This window comes from Ruegeria sp. CH11, from assembly GCF_056537105.1.
This window is the reverse complement of the sequence record NZ_JBQFQX010000010.1, coordinates 77,071-94,959: the sequence shown is the minus strand read 5'-3', so window position 1 is coordinate 94,959 and position 17,889 is coordinate 77,071. Positions and strand designations below refer to the sequence as shown.

Below are 17,889 nucleotides of genomic sequence, written 5' to 3'. Positions count from 1 at the left end.
TGGGGGCATGCTTAGTCCTTGTCCTTGCCGACTTTTCTGGCGCGTTTGGAGAATTCGGTTTCTTCCCCAGCCGCCAGCTTGGCCGCCTGTTCGATCCAGCCGTCGCGCTCGATCCGGCCCTTGAATTTTAGCCGTGCATCGACCCAGGCAATCTGCAGCGGGGTCCAGGCGGCAATCTGATCGAAGTGATAGAACCCCAGCTCATTCAGCGTCTGTTCCAGTTTAGGCCCGACGCCCTTGAGTAGTTTCAGATCATCCGGCTTGCCATCCCGCGCACCTTCCAAAACCTCTGGCGCGTCTTCTGCGGGCTGTTCCTTTTTCGCCTCCTCGGCCTGTTTGACAGCCGGTTTGGGTGGTTCAGGCACTTTGGGAGGTTTGGCTGCCGCGCTCGCGCCGGCCTGCTTTCCGTCCTTGCCCAACCAAGGTGTCAGGATCGGCACCTCGGTCCCATCGATCCGCTTGACAGTATCGCCCAGTTCAGTCGCCAACGCGACACTGGCATTGTATTGAGGTTTCCCCGCATCATACTCGTTCAGGCTGGACAATCCGCTCAGCGGCTCGGCTGCGTAACGTCCATTCTGGGGGCCGGGCACCGGCACCTTGCCCGCGATCAGATCATCGAGGATTTTGCCGAAGCTTTCGGTGGTCAGGTCCTCGTAATAGTCCTTGCCGATCTGCGCCATCGGCGCATTGGCGCAGGAGCCCAGGCATTCGACCTCTTCCCAGCTCAGTTTGCCATCGGCGGATAGCTCATGCGGCTTGGCCGCGATCTTTTCCTTGCAAACCGCGATCAGGTCTTCGGCCCCGCAGATCAAGCAGGAGGTCGTGCCGCAGACCTGAATATGCGCCACCGAGCCAACCGGTTGCAGTTGGAACATGAAGTAGAACGAGGCCACCTCAAGCACGCGGATATCGGCCATGCCCAGCATATCGGCAACAGATTCAATCGCCGGACGGGTCAGCCACCCCTCCTGCTCTTGCGCACGCCAAAGCAGAGGGATCACCGCACTGGCCTGACGGCCCTCGGGGTACTTGGTAACCTGCGCTTCGGCCCATTGCTGGTTTGCAGCGGTGAAGGCAAAGCTTTCGGGTTGTTCGGGGTGGAGGCGGCGGAGCATTAGCGGTCAATCTCTCCAAATACGACGTCCATGGTGCCGATAATGGCGGCGACGTCAGCCAACTGATGCCCCCCCGCAACGTGATCCATGGCTTGCAGATGCAGGAAGCCCGGCGCGCGCAGCTTGGCGCGGTAAGGCTTATTGGTACCGTCGGCGACCAGATAGACGCCGAATTCGCCCTTGGGGGCCTCGACAGCAGCGTAAACTTCGCCTGCGGGGACGTGGAAGCCTTCAGTATAGAGCTTGAAGTGATGGATCAGGCTTTCCATCGAGGTTTTCATGTCCGAGCGTTTCGGCGGGGTGATCTTGCCGCGTGCCAGAACATCTCCGGGACAGTCGCGTATTTTGGCGATGGCTTGCTGGATGATCGACAGCGACTGGCGCATCTCTTCCATGCGGACCAGATAGCGGTCATAGCAGTCGCCATTCTTGCCGACGGGGATCTGAAACTCGAACTCGTCATAGCATTCATAGGGCTGCGCGCGACGCAGATCCCACGCCAGACCTGACCCGCGCACCATCACGCCCGAGAAGCCGTATTTCTGAATGTCATCCTCGGTCACGACACCGATATCGGCGTTGCGCTGTTTGAAGATGCGGTTTTCGGTCAGCAGCCCGTCAATATCGTCCAGAACGGCGGGGAATTCGTGGCTCCATGTCTCGATATCGTCCAGTAGTTCTGGCGGCAGGTCCTGGTGGACGCCACCGGGGCGGAAATAGGCGGCGTGCAGGCGGGCACCGCAAGCGCGCTCATAGAACACCATCAGCTTTTCGCGTTCCTCGAACCCCCACAGAGGCGGCGTCAGCGCGCCGACATCCATCGCCTGAGTGGTCACGTTCAGCAGGTGGTTCAGAACGCGTCCGATCTCGGAATACAGAACCCGGATCAGAGAGCCGCGGCGCGGCACCTCGACGCCTGTCAGCTTTTCGATCGCCAGACACCAGGCATGTTCCTGGTTCATTGGCGCCACGTAATCCAGACGGTCGAAATACGGCAGGTTCTGCAGATACGTCCGGCTTTCCATCAGCTTTTCGGTGCCACGGTGCAGCAGGCCGATATGCGGATCACAACGTTCGACAATCTCGCCGTCCAGCTCAAGTACAAGGCGCAAAACACCATGCGCGGCAGGGTGTTGCGGGCCGAAGTTGATGTTGAAGTTGCGGATCTTCTGTTCGCCGCTTAGGGCATCGGTGCTGCCGTCATCATATCTTGAGCCGTCCATTACCGCTGTCCCCGCTTCTTCTTGGCCTCAACCCTGACGCGGACTTTCTCAGCCTCAGTTGCCTTGGCCGCAGCCCCGGCCAGCAGGACACCCAATGCCCCCAATGCGATCAGTTCCCCCAGCAGCATCAGCATCTTAGCGGCGCTCCAATTCCTGTAACTTCAGTCCGACCCACCACAGCAGCGCGATGGTTCCGAACGGCACCAGGCACAGCAGGCACCAGTATTTGTTGATCCCGAAGAATGGCAGAATTTTTACCATCGGGATAATGGTGAGCGCAGAAAGGATCAGCCACCAGATACCACCCATCACTCAGCCTCCTGCTTTTCATCCCCCGGCAGGATGTAGTTCGCACCCTCCCACGGGCTCATGAAATCGAACTGGCGGTATTCCTGCACCAGCGAGACGGGTTCGTAGACCACGCGCTTTTGCGCCTCGTCATAGCGCACCTCGGTATAGCCGGTGGTCGGAAAGTCCTTGCGCAGCGGATGGCCGCGAAAGCCATAGTCTGTCAGGATGCGCCGCAGGTCAGGATGGCCCGAGAACAGGATGCCGAACATGTCGAACACCTCACGCTCGAACCAGTTGGCCGAGGGGTGGACGTCAACGATCGAAGGCACCATGTCCTCTTCGCGGATCGACACCCGCAGGCGGATGCGCTGGTTTTGGTACATCGACAGGAAGTGATAGACCACATCGAAGCGCTTGGGCCGTTCCGGGTAATCCACGCCGGTGATGTCGACAAGAGTTGAAAACTGGCAGTTGCGGTCGGTCCGAAGGTATTCGATGAATTCAACCAGGTTCGATGGGGCCACATCGACATTCAGCTCGTCATGGGTGACATCCCAAGCCAGCACACAATCCGGCCGCTTGATTTCAATATGCGTGCCAAGTTCCTTGAGTGCGTCGCTCATCTGCCCTCTCCTCAGCGTACAATGGTGCCGGTGCGGCGGATTTTGCGTTGCAACTGCATAAGCCCATACAGCAGCGCCTCAGCCGTTGGCGGGCAGCCCGGGACATAAATGTCCACCGGCACAATCCGGTCACAGCCACGCACCACCGAATAGGAATAGTGGTAATAGCCACCACCATTCGCGCAGGAGCCCATCGAGATTACATAGCGCGGCTCGGGCATCTGATCGTAAACCTTGCGCAGCGCCGGGGCCATCTTGTTGGTCAACGTTCCGGCCACGATCATCACATCGGACTGGCGTGGGGACGCGCGGGGCGCGATGCCAAACCGCTCCGCGTCATAACGCGGCATCGAGGTATGCATCATCTCGACCGCGCAGCAGGCCAAACCAAAGGTCATCCAGTGCAGCGAACCGGTACGCGCCCAGTTGATGATGTCTTCGGTCGAGGTCAGCAGGAACCCTTTGTCCTGCAATTCGGCATTCAGGGCCTGGGTGGCGACTTCTTTATCGACGCCAGCGGTGTTTGCACCGGTCATCACTCCCATTCCAGCGCCCCTTTTTTCCATTCATAGGCAAAGCCGATGGTCAGAACGGCCAGAAATACCATCATGGACCAAAAGCCCACATCGCTGATGTCTTTGAAACCGACGGCCCACGGAAACAGAAATGCGATTTCCAGATCGAAGATGATGAACAGGATCGCGACCAGATAGAATCGCACATCGAACTTCATCCGCGCATCATCGAATGCATTGAATCCACATTCATATGCGCTGACCTTTTCCGGGTCGGGATTGCGTACCGCAAGCACCACAGCAGCCAGAATCAGAACGATTCCAAGCCCCACGGCAACAGCCAGAAACACCAGAATCGGGAGGTACTCCCGCAGCAGGTCTTCCACGTATAGCTCCTTTCCCGCGCAAGCCCCGAAAAGGATGCGCCGTCAATTGGCGTGTTGACGGGACATTCTGTATCCGCGCCGCGTCAGAGGGTCAACCGAACACAAGCGCGCAGGTGATGGAATCTGCGTTTGATCAGACCAAACAACGCCCTAGGCGGTTGTGCGGCACCGAATTCGGTCGCCTTCGCTAAACCGTATTATTCCAATCAGGTATTCGCTTTTCAAAGAATGCCGCGATCCCCTCCTGCGCCTCGGCTGTCTGCCAACGGGCGACCAATTCCGAGATTGTGTTATCGATCACATCATCGTCAATTTGCGGCCCCAGAGAATGAACCAATGCCTTGGCAGAGGCGACGGCCCCCGGCGCGCACGAGAGGTAAGGCAGAACCTCGGCCTCAACCGCATCAGGAACAGCTTCGGCAGCGACAACACGCGACAGCAGGCCCAGATCGACAGCCTCTGCCGCATCAAACGGGCGTGCCGACATGAACACCCGCCGTGCCCTCGCCGCACCCATGCGCGCAATCACATAGGGACCGATGGTCGCAGGGATAAGTCCAAGCCGGGTTTCGGTCAGCGCCATTTTCATGGTGCCCACGCCAATCGCCACATCGCAGACTGCGGCCAGCCCGACCCCACCGCCAAAGGCGTTGCCCTGCAAAACCCCGATCAGAGGTTTCGGAAGCGCATTCAGCGCCGACAACATCTCGGCCAGCTTGCGCGCCTCGACAAATCTTGTTTGCTGATCAGCCGCCATCTGGGCCTGCATCCACCCCAGATCAGCACCAGCGCAAAAACTCTTGCCCGCGCCGGTCAGAACCACCACGCGCACCTTCGGGTCTGAAGCCAACCGATCCGCCGCCTTTGTCAGCTCTGCGATCATCTGCGCCGACATGGCATTGTGTTTCTCGGGGCGGTTGAGCGTCAGTGTGGCGACACCGCGTTCGTCCGTGGTCAGTGAGATCGTGTCGAACATGTCGAAGCCCTCATTCGCCACGCATGGCACGGGCCATCTGCGCGGCTTCTGCCAGAACCGTGGCATCCAGCCCGGTGTCATACCCCAGACGCTCAAGATGTGCGGCGACGTCTTCGGTCGCGACGTTACCTGCGGCACCGGGCGCAAACGGGCATCCGCCCAAACCGCCCACTGCCGCGTCGAACACGCGCACGCCCAACGACAGCGCGACATCAATGTTGTCCAACGCCTTGTCGTTGGTGTTGTGAAAGTGTCCCGCCAATCGCGTCGCTGGCACTCTCTCGCGTACTGCAAGCAACATATGCGCAATCGTATCCGGAGTGCCCTGACCGATCGTATCGCCCAACGAAATCTCATAGCAGCCCAGAGCAAACAGCTCGTCGGCGACCTCGGCCACCTTTTGAGGATCGGTCGGGCCGTCATAAGGGCAATCCGTGACGCATGAAACATATCCGCGAACCGGCAGATCAATGTGGCGCGCGGCTTCGAGGATGGGCTGAAACCGCGCGATGGATTCAGAGATCGAGGCATTGACGTTTGCCTGCGAAAACCCTTCCGAGGCCGAGGCAAACACCGCGATCTCGTCCGCTTTGGCTGCCAGCGCATCCTCGTACCCGCGCATATTCGGCGTCAGAGCGGCGTATCGCAGGTTGTCCGCGCGTGTGATTCCGGCCAGAACTTCGGCGCTGCCTGCCATCTGCGGCACTCGTTTCGGGGATACGAAACTCGCCACCTCGATCCGGTTGAAACCCGCGCGAGACAAACAGTCGATCAAAGCGATCTTTTCCGACACCGGAATATCGCGCGCCTCGCTTTGCAAACCGTCGCGCGGACCAACCTCGAAAATCTCGACCCGTTCGCCCATCTCAACACCCCTTCCAATTTCTTTTAGTTTCAGCTGCGGACCACCCGACCCTGCCACAATCAGCTTCGGCGGGACAGATCACGTCTCTTCCAGCCGGACCAGCGCCGCGCCAGCCTCGACCTGAGCACCCGCGCCCACCAGAACTTCGGCCACCACGCCGTCACGCGCCGCCAGCAGAGAATGCTCCATCTTCATGGCCTCGAGTATGGCCAGCCGGTCACCTTCCTGCACAACCTGCCCCGGTTCGGCAAAGACCGCCTTGACCAACCCGGGCATCGGCGCTTCGACCACGTTCGTGTCACCCGCGGCACCAGAATCGCGGTCAAGCGGGTCGACCAAATCAAAACCGCGGCCATAGTCCTGAAACACGGTGATGCGGGAACCGGCGGCCGAGACCTGCGGCATCGGTTGCCCCGCGATCAGCCACTTGCCTGAAATGCGCTGCGCCTCAATTACCTGGTCGCCCAATTGCCAAAGTTGCCGGTTCGGGCCGAGAACCTGAACATCCAGATCGATCTGTTCGTCATCCGCCTTCAGTTGCACAGCCCTGTGCAGAGGTGCCCACAAGGTAAAGCCAGCCTCCGCCTCGGGATCGACCAGATCCAGCGCGGTCATGGCGGCTGCAACGTAGGTCGGAGCAGCAGAGGCGGTTTCCTGAACCAGCGCGTCAATCTCTCGCCCGATCAGGCCCGTATCGACGTCGCCTGCCGCGAAGCCGGAATGACGCGCCAGCGCCCCCAGAAACGCCAGATTGGTCACGGTTCCTGCAACTTCGGTGCGTTCAAGCGCACGGCTCAGCGATTGCAAAGCGACAGCGCGTGTCGGGCCATAGGTGATGATCTTGGCAATCATCGGATCGTACCACGGGCTGATCGTGTCCCCGGCGCGGACGCCGCTGTCGGCCCGGCAGGTGTCCGGGAATGACAGGTGGGTCAGTGTTCCGGTCGCTGGCAGGAACCCCTTTGGGACGTCTTCAGCATAGAGACGCGCCTCAAAAGCGTGGCCGCTGATCGACAGTTCGGCCTGCTGTTTTGGCAAAGCCTCCCCTGCAGCCACACGCAATTGCCACTCGACCAGATCGACGCCGGTGATCGCCTCGGTCACGGGATGTTCCACCTGCAGGCGCGTGTTCATCTCCATGAACCAGAACCGATCGGGGCGCAGCCCGTCCGAGGCATCTACGATGAACTCGACCGTCCCGGCCCCCTTGTACCCTATGGCTTCGGCCGCGCGCACGGCTGCCTGCCCCATCGCCTTGCGCATCTCGGGCGTCATTCCGGGCGCTGGTGCCTCTTCGATTACCTTCTGATGCCGCCGCTGTAACGAACAGTCGCGTTCGAACAAATGTACCGCACGGGTGCCGTCGCCAAAAACCTGCACCTCGATATGGCGGGGCTTAGTGACGAATTTTTCGATCAGGACCGCATCGTTGCCAAAGGCGGTCCGGGCCTCACCGCGCGCACTGTCCAGCGCGGCGGCGAATTCTTCGGGCCGTTCGACAAGGCGCATGCCCTTGCCACCGCCACCCGCGACCGCCTTGATCAGAACCGGATAGCCGATCGTATCGGCTGCCCCCGACAGGTGCTCGGGGTCCTGATTGTCACCGTGATAGCCCGGCACGACCGGCACCCCAGCCTGTTCCATAAGCGCCTTGGCCGCATCCTTGAGGCCCATTTTGCGGATCGCATCCGCAGATGGCCCGATGAAGGTCAGCCCTGCAGCCTCGACCGCATCCACGAAATCAGGGTTTTCGGATAAAAATCCATAGCCCGGATGAATTGCCTGAGCGCCGGTGTCCATTGCTGCCTGGATGATCACATCACCTTTCAGATAACTCTCTGCAGGGGCCGCTCCACCGATATGCACTGCCTCATCTGCCATCTGCACATGCTTGGCCGAGGCATCCGCATCGGAATAGACAGCCACGCAGGACACGCCCATCTTCTGAGCGGTCTCGATGACCCGGCAGGCAATCTCGCCACGATTGGCAATCAGGATTTTATTGAACATCGGCAAATCCTTGCTTTTCTCGCATCACAACCTCAGGGTGCGCAACATGGCTCAAGACATTTACGATCCCGAGTTTGTGGCAGGTGTATTCGACAGATGTTCCGGTGCGTATCGAAACTGGAGCGCTGTAGCGTCCTTTGGTTTTGTACGAGCTTGGCGAAAGGCATGTATCAATGGCCTCGCTCTGCCCCCTGACACGCTTGCTTCCGGCGTCGATCTGATGGCCGGAACGGGAGAGGCTTGGCCACATTTGTTTGCCCAATTCCCGAAGATCACGAAAGTTACTGCCATCGACATAAGTCCCGAAATGCATCGTCAGGCCATGGATCGGCTGCATAAGGGTCGAGAGGACCGGGTCGCACATCTTTGCGCTAATATGCTGACGACCGATCTTCCCAGCGAAAGCGCCGATTTTGCAATCTCCACATTTGGCCTCAAGACGTTCAACGCAGAGCAGCATTTGATTTTTGCCCAACAATTGCGCCGCATACTCAAACCCGGCGCACCGTTTTCTTTGATTGAAGCCACCGACCCGGTGGGGTGGTCGTTGCGGCCGCTCTACCGCCTTTATCTGGACGGCGTCTTGCCTCAGATTGAGAGGCTCTTTTTGAACGGCGCCCAAGATTTCTCCATGATAGGTGCCTACACCCGCAACTTTGGCCGCGGCGACACGGTTGCGGATGCTTTGGCAACCGTGGGGCTTAACATGGAAACAAGAATTTATGTCCACGGAAGCGCCATTCGTTTTTCTGGAAACAGACCTCACTAGACCGCCCATGTCTACATCCTGAACACGCCGAAGCGTGTCTCCTCAATCGGGGCGTTCAGCGCGGCGCTCAGTGACAGCGCCAGCACATCGCGGCTTTTACGGGGGTCGATGATGCCGTCATCCCACAGGCGCGCCGAGGCATAGAGCGGGTGCGATTGTTCCTCGAACATCTCCAGCGTCGGGCGCTTGAAGTCGACCTCTTCCTCGGCTGACCAGGTTCCGCCTTGCCGTTCGATCCCGTCGCGCTTGACGGTGGCCAGAACACCCGCCGCCTGCTCGCCACCCATCACGGAAATGCGCGAGTTTGGCCATGTCCACAGGAACCGAGGCTGATAGGCGCGGCCCGCCATGCCGTAATTCCCGGCCCCGAATGAGCCACCCACCAGCATCGTGATCTTGGGCACCGAGGTTGTCGCAACCGCCGTCACCATCTTGGCGCCGTGCCGCGCGATGCCCTCGTTCTCGTATTTCCGACCGACCATAAACCCGGTGATGTTCTGCAGGAAGACCAGCGGCGTTTTGCGCTGCGAACACAGCTCGACAAAATGCGCGCCTTTCTGTGCGGCTTCGGAAAAAAGCACGCCATTGTTGGCGATGATGCCAACCGGGCAGCCTTTGACATGGGCAAAACCCGTGACCAGCGTCTCACCGAACCGGGGCTTGAACTCATCGAACCGAGAGCCGTCGACCAGACGCGCAATCACCTCGCGGATGTCATAGGGTGTGCGCAGATCAGCGGGGACTACGCCCAGAATTTCCTCGGGGTCGTAAGCAGGTTCTTCGGGCGCTTCATACTGTAGTCCGGGCTTCAGCCCGGCACCTCCCAGCGATCCCACGGCCCGCCGTGCCAGGGCCAGCGCATGCGAATCATCCTCGGCCAGATAGTCCGCGACACCGGACAGCCGCGTATGAACATCGCCGCCACCCAGATCCTCGGCGCTGACGACCTCGCCTGTTGCCGCCTTGACCAGAGGTGGCCCGGCCAGAAATATCGTGCCCTGATCGCGCACGATGATCGTCACATCCGACATCGCGGGCACGTATGCCCCTCCTGCGGTACAAGACCCCATCACGACGGCGATCTGAGGGATCCCTTTCGCACTCATCCGCGCCTGATTGTAGAAGATGCGACCAAAATGATCGCGATCGGGAAAAACCTCATCCTGATTGGGCAGGTTCGCTCCGCCACTGTCGACCAGATAGATGCAAGGGAGGTGGTTTTCCTCGGCAATTTCCTGTGCGCGCAGGTGCTTTTTGACCGACATCGGATAGTAGGTGCCGCCCTTCACCGTGGCATCATTGCACACCACCATAACCTCGCGCCCCTGCACCCGGCCAATCCCGGCAATGACCCCGGCGCAGGGCGCGGCATCGCCATACATCCCATGTGCGGCGGTTGCGCCGATCTCCAGAAACGAAGACCCCGCATCCAGCAGGTTCGCCACCCGACGGCGGGGGAGCATCTTGCCCCGCGAGATGTGCCGCGCGCGGGACTTCTCGCCACCGCCCATACGCGCCGCTTCGGCAACGACAGAGATCTGGGCAAGCGCGTCAAGATGGGCCGTGCGGTTTGCGTTGAAACCCTCGGAGGTTGTTATAGCTTTGGACTTCAGTTTCATTCCAGTTTCCCCAAGTCGCGCAATTCCACAGCACGTTCAGCGGTTTCGGTCAGTATGCAATTTGCTGCGACGATCGTGCGTATGGTCCCATCGGACCAGATGCTGTAAGCCAATCCACACTCAGCGTCGCGAAAACCAATCCAGGCACGCTGAGCGTCGCGCAATTGATCCGCTAGTTTGGGGCGTTCGGCGAAATCGGCCCTGCGAAGCTGATACTGCTCATTCAGCAAATTGTCCCAAACCTGCGCCTCAGCCTGAATGCACTGGGATATCCCGATCGTGGTACCGTTCCCCGGTGCGGTTTGGCACGCGCCCGCAGCTTTGCCCAGACAGGACGACAGCGCGCCACCCGGCAGCGCTTGAGAGAAGCACCATTGAATATAGTTTTGGTCCACCCAAGCGTTTTGAGCGGATACAAGTGACGGGAACAGCATTGCGGCAATGGTCATTCGCATCATTCGATCAACTCCTGCACGGCCCGCGCCTTCAACTCCTTACGGATCACCTTTCCGGTTACAGTCATCGGCAATTCCGCCAGAAACGCCACCTCACGCGGATAAGAATACTGCGCCAGACGGGACTTGACCCATTCCTGTAACTCGTCCTGCGAGGCCTCAACCCCCGGTTTCAAGACCACATAAGCCTTTACGATCTCGGTCCGCAAAGGATCGGGCTTGCCGACAACACCCACCGTCGCCACCGCCGGGTGGGTCAGCAGGCAATCCTCGATTTCCGCCGGGCCAATACGGTATCCGGCCGAGGTGATCACGTCATCCTCACGGCCGACAAAGCGCAGATAGTCGCCCTCCGACACGCCGCGGTCTCCGGTGATCAGCCAGTTGCCGCGAAATTTCTCGGCGGTTGCTTGAGGATTGTTCCAGTACTCAAGCAGCATTGAAGCCGAGCCGCGCCTGATGGCCACGTCACCCTCTTCGCTTGTGGGGGTGCCATCCTCATCAATCACTGCCACCTCATGCCCGGGCACCGGCTTGCCGATACAGCCGGGTCGCACAGGAAAATCCTCGGCGCAGGAAGATACGACCATGTTGCACTCGGTCTGGCCATAGAATTCGTTGATCGTCAGGCCAAACGCCTGCTGCCCCCAGGCCAGCATCTCAGGGCCCAGCGGCTCGCCACCCGATGCAACCGAGCGCAGGCCCGGAATGGCTTGACCTGCCGCCTTCAGCATCCGCAGCGCCGTGGGAGGGAAAAACACGTTCCGAACCCCTGCGCGGGCGATCACGTCGGCACATGCGTCGGGCGCGAACTTTTCCGATCTCGCCGCGACCACCGGGATGCCCAGTGCAAGCCCCGGCATCAGCACATCGAACAGGCCGCCGATCCACGCCCAATCGGCGGGTGTCCACAAACAATCTCCGTCACGCAGATGGTTGTGGCTGATCGATACGCCGGGCAGATGGCCGGTCAAAAGCCGGTGCCCATGCAGCGCGCCTTTGGGGCTGCCCGTGGTCCCTGAAGTGTAAATCAGTACCGCGGGGTCTTCGGGGCCGGTATCGGCAAAGCTGACCGGACCGCCTGCCTGCCCGATCTGATCCACCAGCAGCGGTTTGGCCAGAGCGGCAAGCAACCTTGCCCCTTCCGCATCAGTCAGAACAAGCTGCGCGCCGGCATCGTCGATCCGAGACCGCAACGCGTCGTGCTTGAACAGCTTGAATAGCGGCACCGAGACCGCGCCGATCTTCCAGATCGCCAGATGCGCCGCTGCGCACCAGGGCGACTGACCCAACAGAACCCCCACCCGGTCGCCCGGCTGCACCTTCTTCAAAAGCGCGCGTGCCAGGCCGTCCACCATGTTGGCCAGTTGCCCGAAGGTTATCCGGGCCTCTTGCTGCCCGCTCAGGTCGATCAGCGCGACCTTCTGCGGCGCATGGCTCAGACACTGCTGGGCCATGTTCAACCGTTCGGGCAAATCCCAGCCTCCCGCAGGGCGCAAACCCGGTATGCGCCTAGCGTCTGACAAGGTGTTTTTCCCTTATTTTACTGCCGCTTGAACCCCTCAACCGCAGGGAATTCCTCGCAGCAATTTGATGCAGATCAGAGGCAGTCGCCGCAGGTGTTGCCATTGCTGCGAGGTCAACAAAACCAAAGGCACGAAAATGACCAACAAACTCGCCGCTTTGACCCTTTCGACCGCACTTGCCGCGCTGGCTGGACCCGCCCTCGCTCAATCGCAGGGGGATTGGACCGTCGGCTTTGGTGTCGGTTACCTGAACCCCAAATCCGACAACGGAACGCTGGCCGGGCTCGACGCCGATATCGACTCGGACACGCGGCCGATCTTCACCGCCGAGTATTTTATCCGCGACAATCTGGGCATCGAACTTCTGGCGGCGACGCCGTTCAGACACGATGTCACGCTTGGTGGCTCGGTCGACGCTGGCAGCGTCAAACACCTGCCGCCGACCCTGTCGCTGAACTACCACTTCCCCACCAACAGCGCGTGGAAACCCTATGTCGGCGCTGGTTTGAACTACACGATCTTCTTCGACGAGGACTCGCCGCTGGGCGATCTGAAGGTCGACAACTCGTTCGGCATCTCGGTGCAGGCCGGTCTGGACTATATGGTCACGGAACGGGGTGCGGTGCGATTGAACGTGCGCTGGTTCGACATCGACTCGGACGTCAAGCTGGATGGAACGAAGATCGGCAAAGCCGAGATCGACCCCATTCTGGTTGGCCTGTCCTACGTTCATCGCTTCTGATCCTTTGATCACGCGCGCCTTGCAGAGCCGCATCTGCAAGGCGCTTTTCAGACCATCTCGCTCATCATTTCGCGCCCGATCAGCATCCGGCGAATTTCGCTGGTTCCCGCGCCGATCTCCATCAACTTGGCATCACGGAAAATTCGGCTGACTGGCGCATCCGACAGGAACCCGGCGCCGCCCATGGCCTGCACCGCCTGATGCGCCTGAACCATCGCCTGCTCCGAGGCATAGAGACAGCACGCCGCCGCATCCTGTCGGGTTACATCGCCCCGGTCACAGGCTTTTGCAACTTCGTACACGTAAGCCCGGGCCGAGTTCATTGCGGTATACATATCCGCGATTTTGCCCTGCATCAGTTGAAAGCTGCCGATGGGTTGGCCGAATTGCTTGCGCTCGGCCAGATAGGGCATAACTTCGTCCAGACAGGAGGCCATGATCCCGGTTCCGATCCCTGCCAGAACCACGCGTTCGTAATCCAAGCCTGACATCAGAACGGCGACACCTCTGCCCTCTTCGCCCAGCACATTTTCAAAGGGAACCTCAACGTCCTCAAAGATCAGCTCGGCCGTGTTCGACCCCCGCATACCCAGCTTGTCGAAATGGGGCGAGGTTGAAAATCCCGTCATTTCTTTTTCAATCAGAAAAGCGGTGATGCCTTTTGATCCGGCATCCGGGTCGGTTTTGGCATACACCACCAGCGTATCCGCATCCGGTCCGTTGGTGATCCAATATTTGTTGCCATTCAGCCGATAATGGTCGTTGCGCTTTTCGGCGCGCAGTTTCATCGACACAACATCCGATCCAGCCGAGGGCTCCGACATCGCCAAAGCCCCCACATGATCGCCCGAGATCAGGCGGGGCAGATATTTCTGCTTTTGCTCGCCGCTCCCGTTCAGTTTGATCTGGTTCACGCACAGGTTGGAATGTGCGCCGTAAGACAAGGAAACCGAGGCTGAGGCCCGCGCAATCTCCTCGACCGCAACCGTATGCGCCAAATATGACATGCCCGCGCCGCCATATTCCTCGGGCACGGTCACGCCCAAAAGCCCAAGATCGCCCATCTCTTTCCACAGGTCGTTCGGAAAACTGTTGGATGCATCGATCTCGGCCGCCATCGGTTTGACCCGATCCTGCGCCCAGCGATGCACCATTTCGCGCAGGGCATTCACGTCTTCTCCCAGATCAAATTTCATCGTGGCCGTGAACATGCGCGCTCCTCTCCTCGCGTTAATGAACAAATGTTCAATAAATGGATAGCAGCGATTTCCCATGCGGTCAATCTTCAGACGCACGCCAGCGACCGCACGCAAAACGCCGCCCAACAGGCGGCGTTTTCAAAGGATCAAGCGTGCGCCTTTGGCGCACTCCGCTGGATCAGGACTGATAGACAGCACCAACCTCGGCCCGGATGATGCGCGCGATCAAAGCACAATCCTCCAGCGAGAAGGTCAGCGGCACCCGCATGTCCATGATCCCGGTCAGAATCCGGTCCGTCTCGGGCATCCGTTCACTTTCTGCATAGCGCCAACTGTCGTAGCGCGAGGTAAAGCCGGTCGGTTCAGAACCACCGAACCATTTCAACTCCACCCCTCGGTCCGCGCAACGCCGGATCACTTCGGCTATGCGCTCGGGATGCCAGTCGAGCAGCAGGAACTGGATGGAAGACCCGACAAATGTCTCTGCTTCCGGCCGGTCGACAACCGTCAAACCGGGCGTTCCGCGCAGCCTATCTTCGATGACTTTGTATCGGACGTTCCACCGTTCGACCTGCCGGTCGAGATCGCGCAGCTGCGGGCGCAGGATCGCGGCGCGCAGATTGTCCATCCGTCCCGAAACATTAGGGGTCGTGTACTTGATCCGCTCGAACACCTCCGGCCCCGGCGCCGCCAGATGACGCTCATAGAGCATATACGAACCCGAAAGCATCGTCGCTTTGGCCGCAAGCTCTTCGTCATCGGTGACCAATAGGCCGCCCTCGCCCGAGTTCACATGCTTGTAGGTCTGGCAGGAATAGCACCCAATTGCACCTTGCCGACCCGAAAGCTGCCCGCGCCAAGCGGCCCCCATCGTGTGCGCGCAATCTTCGATGACGATGACACCTGCGGCATCGCACATTTGCATCAGCCGATCCATATCACACAGATGACCGCGCATATGGCTCAGCATCAGTACCCGCGCTCTGTCGAGTTTCGCTGCCAGATCGTCCAGATCAATGGTCAAATCTTCGGTCACACCAACAAACACAGGCACCGCTCCGACCGATGCGATTGCGCCTGGAACCGGGGCAAGGGTGAAGGCGTTTGTCAGCACAGGATCTCCGGGCCGGACCCCAACCGCCCGCAGGGCCGTTGCCAAAGCGTAACCCCCGGAGGACACCGCCAAACAGAACTTCGCTCCTGTCTGTGCGGCGAATTCCTGTTCCAGCAACGCTGTCTCGCCCAATTCGCCGGGTGCTACATTGTAGCGATGCAACCGGCCATGGCGCAGCACCGCCAGAGCGGCGTCAATCGCGTCTTCGGGGATGGGTTCCTGCTGCGTAAAGCTGCCAGTAAAAATTTCTCTCATGGGTTTGTTCTGGTGCCGCAATCGCCTTGCGTCAAGGTATCAGGTCACCGCACCGATCAGATCGGGCACCAAACCGGGCAAGTCATTGAAATGATGCAGCAGCGCCTCGGGTTCGAGCGCGGCCATGTCGTCGCCAGCGGGGCCGAACGTTACCAGAACCGAAGGCACCCCCGCCGCGCGCGCGGTGTTCCGGTCGGTATCCGAATCCCCGATCAGCACGCACAGGTCAGGATGCCCGCCTGCCCGCCGCGCTGCTTCGCGCAGGGGTTCGGGGTCAGGCTTACGAACCGGCAGCGTGTCGGCCCCCACCAAAGACGCGAACTGGTCGCGCACGCCAAGACGGGTCAACAACAGATCGGCCAGAGCTTCGGGCTTGTTGGTGCAGATGCCGACACCATAACCTGCGGTTCTCAGCGCATCCACCGCCTCGAGCGCGCCGGGATAGAATAGCGTATGGTTGTCGATGGCCTGCTCATATGCCTCGAGCAGAACAGGGTAATAGGCGGCGACGGTGTCGTCCTGATAGGCTCCGACCCGTTTCAAACCATGCGTCAACATCATCCGCCCGCCACGCAATGCAACCGCCGCGTCCTGGTCCTGGACCAGCACATCCCCATGTCCCATCTGGCGAAAACAATGGTTGGCAGCCGCCAGCAAATCGCCGGATGTATCCGCCAAAGTTCCATCCAGATCAAAGATCACCGTCCGCATTTTATCCCCTCGTTCGGCAGTTTTCCGCCATACCGTGTTGCAATCGGCAATCTTCTTTGATGGCCGAACCGCTTGCGCCTTTGCCCTCAGCGGATAAAACGGACCGCGACAAAACAAAAGAGAAAACGATTTTATGAGCACCGCCCTTGTCATCCTTGCCGCCGGAAAAGGCACGAGGATGAATTCAGACACTCCCAAAGTCCTGCACCCAATTGCACAGACCCCAATGTTGGTTCATGCCATGCGCGCCGGTGCCGTTCTATCCCCCGAGCGCACCGTGATTGTCACCGGGCACGGTTCCGAAGCCGTTGAAAAAGCGGCCAGGGCAGAAGATGAAACTGCCCGGATCGCCGTTCAGAAAGAACAGCTGGGCACCGCACACGCGGTTGCGCAGGCGCGCGAGGCATTGGCCGATTTCAAAGGCGACGTCATCGTCCTTTACGGCGACACGCCCTTTATCGACCCTGCCACCCTTGAACGGATGATCGAAGCCCGCAAATCTTTTGATCTGGTCATGTTGGGCTTTGACATTGCCGAAGTTCAGCCCCGCTATGGGCGGCTGATCATGGATGGGGACCGGCTGGTCGAGATTGTCGAATACAAGGACGCCACGGAAGAACAGCGCGCCATCCGCTTTACCAACAGCGGATTGTTGGCCTGTGATGCCGAACTGCTGTTCGACCTGATCGATCAGGTCAGTAACGAAAACGCATCGGGCGAGTATTATCTGACGGAACTGGCGGCGCTGGCCAATGCGCGCGGGCTGAAAGCCACCGCGATCAAATGTGACGAGGCCGAAACGCTGGGTGTGGATTCGCGCGCCGATCTGGCCGCTGCGGATGCCGAATATCAGGCCCGTGCGCGCGACGCGCTATTGCAGGACGGGGTGACACTGATGGCTCCCGACACGGTCTATCTGTCCGCGGATACGGTGATTGGCCGCGACACGGTGATCGAGCCCAACGTCGTTTTCGGCCCCGGCGTCACCGTCGAAACTGGTGCGACAATCCGGGCGTTTTCGCATCTGGAGGGCTGTCATGTCAGTCGCGGCTCCGTAGTCGGCCCCTATGCCCGTCTGCGCCCAGGGGCCGAACTGGCCGAGAATACGCGGATCGGCAATTTCGTAGAAATCAAGAACGCCGAGATTGCCGAGGGCGCCAAGGTCAATCATCTTAGCTATATCGGTGATGCATCTGTGGGTGCGGCCTCGAACATCGGCGCAGGTACGATCACCTGCAACTATGACGGGGTTATGAAACACAAGACCACTATTGGTGAAAACGTGTTTGTCGGATCGAATACCATGCTGGTTGCCCCGGTCACAGTGGGCGACAACGCGATGACGGCGACCGGTACTGTTGTGACCAAGGATGTAGAACCCGACGCGCTTGCCGTTGCTCGCGCACGACAGGAAAACAAGCCCGGTCATGCGCGCAAACTTTTTGAGATGCTGAAGGCGAAAAAGGCTCGCCGCGACAAAGGAGCCTGATTT

Annotated in this window: 19 protein-coding genes; 3 read left to right on the top strand and 16 right to left on the bottom strand. The window is 59.8% G+C overall.

The genetic code is table 11. From position 1 onward, the window contains the following. Positions 1 to 11 precede the first annotated feature (11 nt). The 10 genes from nuoE to ACR0LX_RS15550 form a co-directional block, all read right to left on the bottom strand. Positions 12 to 1,118, bottom strand: a complete 1,107-nt coding sequence (gene nuoE, locus ACR0LX_RS15595; protein ID WP_480784497.1) for an NADH-quinone oxidoreductase subunit NuoE — start codon at positions 1,116 to 1,118, stop codon at positions 12 to 14. Further along, entirely contained in the window at positions 1,118 to 2,341 is a 1,224-nt protein-coding gene (locus tag ACR0LX_RS15590; RefSeq protein ID WP_480784496.1) for an NADH-quinone oxidoreductase subunit D, read from the bottom strand. The genes nuoE and ACR0LX_RS15590 overlap by 1 nt, the downstream gene beginning before the upstream one ends. Further along, positions 2,341 to 2,475 (bottom strand): hypothetical protein, encoded by a 135-nt coding sequence (locus tag ACR0LX_RS15585; protein ID WP_480784495.1) that lies wholly within the window; start codon positions 2,473 to 2,475, stop codon positions 2,341 to 2,343. The genes ACR0LX_RS15590 and ACR0LX_RS15585 overlap by 1 nt, the downstream gene beginning before the upstream one ends. Position 2,476: 1 nt before the next feature. Beyond that, positions 2,477 to 2,650 carry a hypothetical protein gene (locus ACR0LX_RS15580; RefSeq protein ID WP_010442775.1) on the bottom strand — a complete coding sequence of 58 codons (174 nt, stop codon included), beginning with the start codon at positions 2,648 to 2,650 and terminating at the stop codon, positions 2,477 to 2,479. Further along, the gene (locus ACR0LX_RS15575) at positions 2,650 to 3,255 is read right to left on the bottom strand and encodes an NADH-quinone oxidoreductase subunit C (protein ID WP_480573232.1); all 606 of its coding nucleotides are present in this window, start codon (positions 3,253 to 3,255) and stop codon (positions 2,650 to 2,652) included. Before ACR0LX_RS15575 ends, ACR0LX_RS15580 begins: the two co-directional genes overlap by 1 nt. Before the next feature lie 11 nt (positions 3,256 to 3,266). Beyond that, positions 3,267 to 3,800, bottom strand: a complete 534-nt coding sequence (locus ACR0LX_RS15570; protein ID WP_037307875.1) for a NuoB/complex I 20 kDa subunit family protein — start codon at positions 3,798 to 3,800, stop codon at positions 3,267 to 3,269. After that, positions 3,791 to 4,156, bottom strand: coding sequence for an NADH-quinone oxidoreductase subunit A (locus tag ACR0LX_RS15565; RefSeq protein ID WP_010442778.1), 366 nt, complete (start codon positions 4,154 to 4,156; stop codon positions 3,791 to 3,793). The genes ACR0LX_RS15570 and ACR0LX_RS15565 overlap by 10 nt, the downstream gene beginning before the upstream one ends. A 187-nt stretch (positions 4,157 to 4,343) precedes the next feature. Further along, positions 4,344 to 5,132, bottom strand: a complete 789-nt coding sequence (locus tag ACR0LX_RS15560; protein WP_480784494.1) for a crotonase/enoyl-CoA hydratase family protein — start codon at positions 5,130 to 5,132, stop codon at positions 4,344 to 4,346. Between the two features lie 10 nt (positions 5,133 to 5,142). Beyond that, positions 5,143 to 5,997 carry a hydroxymethylglutaryl-CoA lyase gene (locus tag ACR0LX_RS15555; protein ID WP_480573223.1) on the bottom strand — a complete coding sequence of 285 codons (855 nt, stop codon included), beginning with the start codon at positions 5,995 to 5,997 and terminating at the stop codon, positions 5,143 to 5,145. Between the two features lie 78 nt (positions 5,998 to 6,075). Continuing rightward, positions 6,076 to 8,007, bottom strand: a complete 1,932-nt coding sequence (locus ACR0LX_RS15550) for an acetyl/propionyl/methylcrotonyl-CoA carboxylase subunit alpha (protein ID WP_480784493.1) — start codon at positions 8,005 to 8,007, stop codon at positions 6,076 to 6,078. On the opposite strand from ACR0LX_RS15550, the gene ACR0LX_RS15545 reads away from it, so the two are divergent. Next, complete coding sequence (locus ACR0LX_RS15545; protein WP_480784492.1) at positions 8,000 to 8,776, top strand: class I SAM-dependent methyltransferase; 777 nt, start codon at positions 8,000 to 8,002, stop codon at positions 8,774 to 8,776. The genes ACR0LX_RS15550 and ACR0LX_RS15545 overlap by 8 nt on opposite strands. 11 nt (positions 8,777 to 8,787) lie before the next feature. Here the strand turns inward: ACR0LX_RS15545 and ACR0LX_RS15540 are convergent, their stop codons facing one another. From ACR0LX_RS15540 to ACR0LX_RS15530, 3 genes are read right to left on the bottom strand one after another with little or no spacing between them, the layout of a single operon-like run. Next, positions 8,788 to 10,395, bottom strand: a complete 1,608-nt coding sequence (locus tag ACR0LX_RS15540) for a carboxyl transferase domain-containing protein (protein ID WP_480784491.1) — start codon at positions 10,393 to 10,395, stop codon at positions 8,788 to 8,790. After that, entirely contained in the window at positions 10,392 to 10,853 is a 462-nt protein-coding gene (locus ACR0LX_RS15535; RefSeq protein ID WP_480784490.1) for a lysozyme inhibitor LprI family protein, read from the bottom strand. Before ACR0LX_RS15535 ends, ACR0LX_RS15540 begins: the two co-directional genes overlap by 4 nt. Further along, positions 10,850 to 12,376 carry an AMP-binding protein gene (locus ACR0LX_RS15530; protein WP_480784489.1) on the bottom strand — a complete coding sequence of 509 codons (1,527 nt, stop codon included), beginning with the start codon at positions 12,374 to 12,376 and terminating at the stop codon, positions 10,850 to 10,852. The genes ACR0LX_RS15535 and ACR0LX_RS15530 overlap by 4 nt, the downstream gene beginning before the upstream one ends. A 136-nt stretch (positions 12,377 to 12,512) precedes the next feature. On the opposite strand from ACR0LX_RS15530, the gene ACR0LX_RS15525 reads away from it, so the two are divergent. Continuing rightward, a complete protein-coding gene (locus tag ACR0LX_RS15525) occupies positions 12,513 to 13,118 on the top strand; it encodes an OmpW/AlkL family protein (protein ID WP_480784488.1) in 606 nt (201 codons plus the stop codon). Between the two features lie 47 nt (positions 13,119 to 13,165). On the opposite strand, the gene ACR0LX_RS15520 is transcribed toward ACR0LX_RS15525, so the two are convergent. The 3 genes from ACR0LX_RS15520 to ACR0LX_RS15510 form a co-directional block, all read right to left on the bottom strand. Continuing rightward, entirely contained in the window at positions 13,166 to 14,329 is a 1,164-nt protein-coding gene (locus ACR0LX_RS15520; protein WP_480784487.1) for an isovaleryl-CoA dehydrogenase, read from the bottom strand. Positions 14,330 to 14,495: 166 nt separating this feature from the next. Continuing rightward, positions 14,496 to 15,686: a DegT/DnrJ/EryC1/StrS family aminotransferase gene (locus ACR0LX_RS15515; RefSeq protein WP_480784486.1), complete on the bottom strand. Its 1,191-nt coding sequence runs from the start codon at positions 15,684 to 15,686 to the stop codon at positions 14,496 to 14,498. Between the two features lie 39 nt (positions 15,687 to 15,725). Next, positions 15,726 to 16,397, bottom strand: a complete 672-nt coding sequence (locus ACR0LX_RS15510) for an HAD-IA family hydrolase (RefSeq protein WP_480784485.1) — start codon at positions 16,395 to 16,397, stop codon at positions 15,726 to 15,728. 133 nt (positions 16,398 to 16,530) lie between these two features. On the opposite strand from ACR0LX_RS15510, the gene glmU reads away from it, so the two are divergent. Further along, on the top strand, positions 16,531 to 17,886 hold the full coding sequence (gene glmU, locus ACR0LX_RS15505; protein ID WP_480784484.1) for a bifunctional UDP-N-acetylglucosamine diphosphorylase/glucosamine-1-phosphate N-acetyltransferase GlmU: 1,356 nt from the start codon (positions 16,531 to 16,533) through the stop codon (positions 17,884 to 17,886). Positions 17,887 to 17,889: the final 3 nt, after the last annotated feature.